Annotated in this window: 2 protein-coding genes; both read right to left on the reverse strand. The window is 32.9% G+C overall.

Annotated elements, in window-relative coordinates; genetic code table 11:
- Positions 1 to 681 precede the first annotated feature (681 nt).
- Positions 682 to 2,034: a hypothetical protein gene (locus tag F6K13_RS22760; RefSeq protein WP_124146023.1), complete on the reverse strand. Its 1,353-nt coding sequence runs from the start codon at positions 2,032 to 2,034 to the stop codon at positions 682 to 684.
- A 931-nt stretch (positions 2,035 to 2,965) separates the two neighbouring features.
- The coding region (locus tag F6K13_RS22765) for an SGNH/GDSL hydrolase family protein (protein ID WP_287288468.1) at positions 2,966 to 3,870 on the reverse strand (905 nt) is incomplete at its 5' end.

Raw genomic sequence — 3,870 nt, forward strand, 5'->3', positions numbered from 1 at the left:
ACAGGAAATGATGGTTTTTTCTTGCGAGGGTAGCCTTCTTTCCTCTTCCCTCTTTCTTCTTCCTTCTTCCTTCTTCCTTCTTCCTTACCTTTGCTATACAAGACCGATGCTACCGGACATGATATCAGTAGACACCTCCTCCACGCATAGGGAGTAGGAAGCAGGGAGCAGGGAGAAAGAATTGATGAATAAGAGTGGAATAATTGATTTGATTTTTTATTATTGGGGATGTTTAGTAGGAATAGTCTATATATCATTTAGTTAGAGTCAAATCCTGTTTTTATTCAAATCGACATTTCTAGGTAAAGTCTTTTAAGCAGGGAAATTATTCATAGTATTCTTTTTGATATTTCATATTAACTAACTTTCAATTTTAAGCCAGATAATACAGCAGAAGGAAGAAGGCTGAAGTTGGAAAAATCTAACGTTGTCTGAGCTTTAATCTTTTGGTATCTCAGTTTCCTTTCCTTCAAAGTAAGCATTCACCTATTAACAGTTAGCTCTGATATTTTTAATAAATGAAGCAAGCATTCGCTTAAGCTATACTACATTTTCAACCAGAGAATTGAAGCACAAGAACGACGAGTTTTAGTTGTCAACTAAAGGTAATGAAGCTGATAGCTGACCGCTGTTTGCGCAGCATTTCGCAGGAAATGTTTACCCTTCAACTGTTATATTACTCTAATTTTTATCTTGATTCTCCATTACATTTTTGATGGAATTAGCAACAAACCTTTCTAAAATTGTGTCTCCAACAAAATTATAGTGGCAGCAAGCATCTCGATAAACTACTTCTTTTTCTTCATCAAAAATATTCACACCATTAAATATATTTACGTTGGCTTTTCGTAAGTTATTAATTTTAGAAAATAACATTGGGTAACCTTTTTTTACTCCTATTGAATAAGGATTTCCTTCAATAATTAGAACTTTTTCTGCCGGGCTAAAAACTCTTTCAGTCGGATAATATTGATTAGGTTGAATAAAATGAAAATACCATTTATTTCTCTCGGCTAAAATCTGATTCATTGTTAGTGATGATTCATACCAATTTTCTGCTATCTTCTCAAAAGCTACCTCATATTCTAATACTTCAGGCATCTTCTTCAAATGTACTAGACTGTCACTATCAAGGTTTTGAGAATTTCGAGCTATCTGTCGATCGTATTTAATAATCTCTTTTTGATAGCTTTCTAATAATCCTTTGACTTGCAAACTTCTCAAACTATGGCACGAAGCTAGTTGACAACTTTCTAACTTATTAATAGCAGTTGATAAATTCTGTTTCAGTTCGCTAATTTTAACAATTGCTTTCATTACAGACAAATCATCACTAGCTAACCTTGTTAAAGGTAAAATATGTTGTATGCTTGGTAGAGTTAATTCTATTTTTGCTTGATTATTTTGATGAGATAGAGCTACTTCATTAAAACCATCTATATTGATGACCATATCAAATTCTTGGCCGATAGAAAGAAAATAATTTAAAATCAATAATTGCTGTGGTTGTTTATAACCTCCCCCCGAAAAACATAGGATGATTATTTCTTTATCTACTAACTCAGGTATACTTTTTAAGTTATTGATAAATTCTTCATTACCTCTGGATTGATTAATGTTCAGACCAACGGCAAAATTATTCGCAACTGAACCGCCAAAAATACCAATAATAAATTGATTCTTATTACTTTTAACAAAAGGATAATTGTACTGAGAGACAAAACCATAATTATTAATTCTTATTCCCGACTCTTCATGGGTAAAACTTCCTGCTTTTAGCACATAGCCAAAAAACGGATGTATTCGCTCTAATATTGATTCATTATCTAAATTTGCACCCAGTCTAGTTCCAGTTTTTTCCAGGTCTTCTCTTACTTTGGAAATAGTACTTTCTCTCGTATAAAATAGTCGATTTTCCTGAAAATAATAAAAACCTAATGATACAATCTCTAATCCTATAAATCCTAAAACTAAGTTAATCGTAACTAGACTGAATCCTGTTTTGATTCCCTGCATCCATTTAAAATTTTTCATGGCATTGCTGAATTTTTATTTACCAAATAATTAAGGTTTATAGCAGAAGGAAGAAGAAAGAAGGAAGAAGGAAGAAGGCAGAAGGCAGAAGGCAGAAGGCAGAAGGAAAAATATTGCTTTGTCTGAGTTTTCAGCTTTTGATATGTCTTCACTTTTCCTTCCACTGCTATAAATCTTCTTACTTAAAGAAGAAATCCTATTCGCCAATCCCATCCATTTTCAAGAGAGAGCCAAAAATAATTTTTAATTATTAATTACAGCATATTCGGAGATCGATTTGGTACGGCCAACGGTAAAGATTTTTTGTTTGTTTCCTATTCTGTCTCCCCATCTTTCTTACTACCTATTCCCTAAAACCATAAACATAAGTACTTCGTGTCTGTAGAAAAATGCTATATTAATTTTTAAACTTACTGAAACTTTTTTCGATTACCAATAAAATTTTTTTTTCCAGCAAGTATTTTAATTTATGAAAAGCCAAAAAAAAGAATTATTTTGAGAAACAAAGTGCTTTGGTATAAAGCATCCTTAACAAATTCCTTGAAGAAGGCAGCTATTGCAGGATGGCGGAAATAACTGACCAGTTACAAAATCCTAAAACAATTACAAATCAAAAATGATTGACTGTCAGATGTGCGTCCTACATTCTGGAGGCGATGTGTGCTGTTTGCCCAGCATTGCGTAGGAAAGGCAGAAGGCAGAAGCTCTAATTACATCGGTATTCAAACCCAAACAATTTTAAGCATTCTGTAGACGGTGGGGTATTAAACCCACAAAAGAAAAGATAAATAAATTTATACCAATTCACTTTAAGGATGTCACAAATAGCTTCATTCCTTTAAGTGTCAAATAATTGCCTGAAACTACTGTATTGTCAAAATTTTTAGCCTATTAAATCTAACTTTTGACTTCTGACTTCCGTGAAACGATATTAGAGGGTTTCCCTTTTACCTTCTTTGCTTAATCGAGTAGTATATTGTTCACACAAATAATTTCCCATTATTTCCCCGACAAATTTATGACCTGCTATATTCCAATGACCTCCACAAGGAACCGCATTATCAAAACCATGCAAACATTTACCCGTTTTTTTCGCTTCATCCCAAATAGGTCCAGCTAAATTATACACTGGTATATTTTCCTCCTTACCAAAATTTTTTAACCGAATATCTGGATAAAATAAATTCGGTACATTCAAAGATTTTCTAAATCCATCACGCTTTTGAATATCTGGTAAAACTTGATAAGAATCACTGGCTGTTATTACCATAAAATCTGACCCTTTATCATATACTTCATCTCTCATTAGTTTAATTAAACCTTCAGTAACTTTCCAGGTTTCTTCCCAATCATAATTTGATTGTGGTTCCTTGTAAAAAGCTAGATTAATTTCACTATAATCTTTTTCAAACTGACGGCGTTTAGCATCAATATCCACCTTTCTAATTAGTTGTAAAATCCGATAATTTTGCACAGACCAAAATGGCAAAAAATCTACTATAGAAAAGTTATAACGATCTCTCTCCCAAAATTTTAAATCGCGGAATGACATATCTTCAACAAGTTGACCATTTTTATAGACAAAATAAGGTCTGAGATGATCGTGTTCTAAAGCGCGATAATTATTGCGGAGGTCATTACCAGCATAAAAAACTAATATTACTAAATCTGGTGCATAATCCCAAACATGATGTCTTAAAGTCATCAACTGTTGAGCTGTTCCATAACCCTGTACACCAAAATTCATTACCTCAACTTTCCGGTCTTTTAATACAGGACACTGTTGTAATCTTTGCTCTATAATTGCACCATAAGTATCCTCCAATTTGACATGAA

Origin of the sequence: Okeania sp. SIO2B9 (genome assembly GCF_010672505.1) — a bacterium.
Taxonomy (GTDB): Bacteria; Cyanobacteriota; Cyanobacteriia; order Cyanobacteriales; family Microcoleaceae; genus Okeania; species Okeania hirsuta.